The 4,386-nt window shown below is 36.7% G+C and carries 4 protein-coding genes and 2 tRNA genes; all 6 read left to right on the top strand.

All coding sequences use genetic code 11. The annotated features are described in order from the left end of the window. The coding region (locus HMPREF9074_RS11185) for a DUF5686 family protein (RefSeq protein WP_034540864.1) at positions 1-1,343 on the top strand (1,343 nt) is incomplete at its 5' end. A 13-nt stretch (positions 1,344-1,356) separates the two neighbouring features. Further along, positions 1,357-2,367, top strand: coding sequence for an acyl-CoA reductase (locus HMPREF9074_RS11180; protein WP_009388643.1), 1,011 nt, complete (start codon positions 1,357-1,359; stop codon positions 2,365-2,367). 194 nt (positions 2,368-2,561) lie between these two features. After that, positions 2,562-2,633: transfer RNA gene (locus tag HMPREF9074_RS11175), tRNA-Glu, on the top strand. 55 nt (positions 2,634-2,688) lie between these two features. Next, positions 2,689-2,760, top strand: a tRNA-Glu gene (locus HMPREF9074_RS11170). Between the two features lie 67 nt (positions 2,761-2,827). Then, entirely contained in the window at positions 2,828-3,085 is a 258-nt protein-coding gene (gene rpsT / locus HMPREF9074_RS11165; protein WP_009388644.1) for a 30S ribosomal protein S20, read from the top strand. Positions 3,086-3,167: 82 nt separating this feature from the next. Continuing rightward, positions 3,168-4,274, top strand: a complete 1,107-nt coding sequence (locus HMPREF9074_RS11160; RefSeq protein ID WP_009388645.1) for a hypothetical protein — start codon at positions 3,168-3,170, stop codon at positions 4,272-4,274. Positions 4,275-4,386 lie beyond the last annotated feature (112 nt).

Raw genomic sequence — 4,386 nt, 5'->3', positions numbered from 1 at the left:
TAAAAATATCAAAAAACCAGTTCAGAAAGGAAGATAGTTATTGGGACACCCATACTATCGGTGGAACTGACTTAACAAAAACGAAGCGACTTATAGCTGAAGTAGGCGATAATAAGCGCATCAAAATGATAGGTGACCTGACCGACATCGTAACCTCTGGCTACATCCCCATAGGTAAGTATATGCAGTTTGGGCGTTTCTGGCAAGCCTTCTCAAGCAACAACGTTGACGGACTGCGCTTGCGGGCTGGCTTCCGCTCGTTTATTTCTACTGACGACCGTTTTCGCACCTACGTATACGGAGCATACGGACTAAAAGATAAACTTTTTAAATACGGAGTTAGTGGCAAATACCTTATTTCTTACCGTCCGCGTATCGGCATCGGGGCTGCTTACCAAGATGATAACCTACAGTTAGGTAGCTTTGTGATGCACGATGACACCAATTTAGATTTCGAAAAGACCACTAATTTCATTATTGCAAGGGGTGAAAACTATTATCTGACACGCAATAAGAAGATACAAGGGGTTATCAACTACGATATAGCAGCTAATATACGGCTTTCGGTGTTTGGCACCTACCAAAGTTTATCTTCCGCTAGCGAAGAGAACTTTTTGATAGCTTATCGCAACCCCAAAACAGGCGATATACTGCGCGATTATGACAATTTTTACACCGGCACCGAACTGACTTTTACCCCTGGCAGAAAGGTATTCGGCTATGGAGTAGAACAACGCTACGGCAAAAAGTTGTTTTCTACCTATACTCTCAAATATACTAAAGGGGTAAGTGGTATAAGCCATAGTCAGTTTGACTACGACAAGGTACAAATATTAGCAAGTAAGCCTATACCTATGTTTGGCTACGGCATACTGCACGCTAACCTCGAAGCAGGAAAAGTATTGGGTACCGCCCCTCTTATTGCCCTTGCTCCTACCCCAGCTAACCAGTCGTATTCTACGGCTAAAAACACTTTTGCACTGCTTGACTACTACGATTTTATCACCGACACTTATATTAATGGATATTTCGAGCATCATTTTGATGGATTTTTGTTCAATAGGGTACCATTCCTACAGAAAACACGCTTTAAGAGTCTCCTTTTCGGTAGATTTGCTTACGGAACACTCTCAGAAAAGAATAAGACAGCTAATATGAGTAATATAGTGTTCAACTCTCCTGAAAAATTGTATTGGGAATACGGTTTTGGTATTGAAAATATCGGTTTAGGCAACTTCCGTTTTATACGTTTAGACTTTGTATGGCGCAGTGATTTCAACGATGTCAATGGGGTACGTAACCCTAAATTCGGCATACGCTTAGGTATAGAACCATCTTTTTAATGATTAATGATAAATGACAAATAGCGAATTAACAAAAAAACTGATATTATTAGGAGAGTTATTCAATGATGCCGAGCGATTCTCAGCTATATTCGCACAGGCTGAGCAGCAAAACAGTTGGTTTACACAACATAACTTAACTTTTGCTCGCAACACTTGGGCTACAACCCTATCAGAAGCTAATATAAAACGATGGTTATCGGCTTATAAGCTATCTGAACCACAAAATATAAAGAAAATATTGCTGATAATGGCAGGCAATATCCCCTTAGTAGGTTTTCACGACCTACTATGCGTATGGGTGTCAGGCCATAAAGCGGTAGTAAAACTTTCGTCAGAAGACAAACTACTACTCCCCTTTATAGTAGAACAACTAAGAGACCTCATACCTGAATGGGCAGAAGCCGTAACCTTTTCAGATGGGAAAGTAACTGACTTTGATGCAGTAATTGCTACCGGAAGCAATAATACAGCGCGCTATTTTGAATACTATTTTGGTAAAAAGCCTCATATCATCAGAAAAAATAGAAACTCTGTAGCTGTACTTACTGGCAAAGAAACCCAAGAAGAGCTCACTGCCTTAGGAAAGGATATCTTTCAGTACTACGGACTTGGCTGTAGAAGTGTTTCTAAACTATTCATACCCCAAAACTACTCTTTTGATGCTTTTTTTCAAGCTATTTACGCCTATCGGGATATTATCAACGAACAAAAATACGCCAATAACTATGATTATAACAAGGCTGTATACCTAATGAGTTTATATAAGCTACTCGAAAATGGTTTTCTAATATTAAAAGAAGACAAAAGTTATGCTTCACCCATAGCTACCTTGTTTTACGAGTATTATACCGATACAGAAGCTCTGAAAAAACAACTCATTACCGATACCGAGCAAATACAATGTATAGTAGCAAAAGGATTACTACCTGATGAAATAGCTTTCGGAAATACGCAAATCCCCCAGTTATGGGAGTATGCTGATAATGTAGATACACTAAAGTTTCTCTCAAATTTGGGATAAAAGAGCAAAATAACAGAAAAGAATCTTTAAGCAAAGAATATCACAAAACACTGAAAATCAGATTTATATAAAAAATAAGAAAAAAAATATTTAATTTTTTCACTAAAAATGTTGCAGGAATAAAAAAAAGTCGTACCTTTGCAACCGCATTGAGAGAAAATGCATTGCTAATAATAAGCAGATTGAAAAAATAAGGTCCGTTCGTCTAGGGGTTAGGACGCAAGGTTTTCATCCTTGTAACAGGGGTTCGATTCCCCTACGGACTACAAATAAAAAACATCTTTTATACAACTTTATTATTAGTTGAATAATTAAGGTTAAGGTCCGTTCGTCTAGGGGTTAGGACGCAAGGTTTTCATCCTTGTAACAGGGGTTCGATTCCCCTACGGACTACAAAATACAATATTTCGAAAAGTATCTGTAAAAAGATACAATGATAAAAATAAAATAGTAAGGAAAAATGGCAAACCATAAATCAGCGTTAAAAAGAATTAGAAGAAACGAAGCAGCTCGTTTACGCAATCGCTATCAACACAAAACAGCACGTAATGCTGTTAGAAAGCTACGCACTTTAGAAAACCAAGAAGAAGCTAAGGTTCTTTTCCCTAAAGTAGTTTCTATGATTGATAAACTTGCTAAGAGAAATATTATTCACGCTAATAAAGCAGCGAATTTAAAAAGCAGTTTAGCTAAGCACTTAAACAAATTAGCTAAGTAGTCATTTAGGTTTTAGATTTATCACTGATGCCAGATTTATGTAAGTAAGTCTGGCTTTAGTGTTTTAATAAAAATAGTAGAATATGAAAAACAAAGCTTTCAAAGTAGGTCTTCTACTTTTAGTAGCAGGCTTAATATCATGTGATGGAAGCCAGCAGACCTCTGACAACACTCCTACAGAACATAAAGTAAAATCAGTTGATTTTAAGGAGCTAAAACTAACAGAGCTTACACCAAAAGCTCAGGAAGATTTAAGGCAGTGGAAGAGCTTTCAGTCATTAATGCAGATCATCATATCGATGGCGCCTAACAAGATAAAAAACACTGATGCTTTAGTGCTTTCAAACCCCGATAGCCTACTCATTTACAGCCGTCTACACCCTATTAGTTCTAAAACAGAAAGTGTAAATACCTTGGTAGAACGCGACTGGCGTACTCCACCCAATAGTATAAAAGATACTGTTTTTAGAGTAGAAAAAATAAAAGAAGAAGGAAAGGCTTTTCTACAATGGAGGCGTTTTTTAGTAGCTAATATACCTTATACGTTTTCAGTAAGTTCTAAGAAAATAAACTACCCTCACCTCAATTTAGTATTTTCCGAAGAAGGAAAAGAAGAATTGAGTACCCAGTTAGCACTTGACACACTCTCTCCCCTACCTGCTAATGTAAAAAGAAGATCTTTAGTAGACGATTGGAAAGAATTTGAAGTAGCATTTTCCCCTAAGAAAAGTGGATATTACAATATTCAGCTATCATTAGATGAAGAAGCAAAAGCGAATGACAATGTGATTTTATATCGTCCAGTACTCGAATTAGCAGCTAAAAACTTCCAGAAAGTAAGTCAATATTCTGACAAAATAATAGGAGAAAACTCAAGGGTAGAAAGTTCTTATTACTCAGTATATTTTTGGCTTACACAGATGCAAGATACTTTACAAGAATTGCTGAGTGACACTTTCCCTGAAAAAATCGATATTCCTAGTATAAAAGCTCGTTTTAGGCTCTTTCAGACACAAATCAAATCATTAGCAGACAACGTTAAAAACAACCCTGATTTCAAAGAAGAGGCCATTAAAAACAACATTAATCTTTTAGAAGAGACTTTTAATAGTATCATCTCTCATATTAATAAGATTTACAACAATGATTTGGATGAACGTATGCGCTATATAGATACCAATAACGAATAATTGTCAGCATACTTTATAAAAAAGCAAGCACTATTTTCATAGTGCTTGCTTTTATTGTTATCTGTATAGGGTAAAGTGTCCCATATACTCTTGTTGGTCTTCATCTTCGTGT

The sequence above is a fragment of the Capnocytophaga sp. oral taxon 329 str. F0087 genome, assembly GCF_000213295.2.
Lineage (GTDB): Bacteria > Bacteroidota > Bacteroidia > Flavobacteriales > Flavobacteriaceae > Capnocytophaga > Capnocytophaga leadbetteri_A.
This window is presented reverse-complemented; position numbering and strand designations above follow the sequence as displayed.

What these genes read in the sequence shown, in the direction of transcription:
- HMPREF9074_RS11180 (WP_009388643.1), top strand. Translation starts at nt 1,357, where the DNA reads ATGACAAATAGCGAATTAACAAAAAAACTGATATTATTAGGAGAGTTA.
- rpsT (WP_009388644.1), top strand. Translation starts at nt 2,828, where the DNA reads ATGGCAAACCATAAATCAGCGTTAAAAAGAATTAGAAGAAACGAAGCA.
- HMPREF9074_RS11160 (WP_009388645.1), top strand. Translation starts at nt 3,168, where the DNA reads ATGAAAAACAAAGCTTTCAAAGTAGGTCTTCTACTTTTAGTAGCAGGC.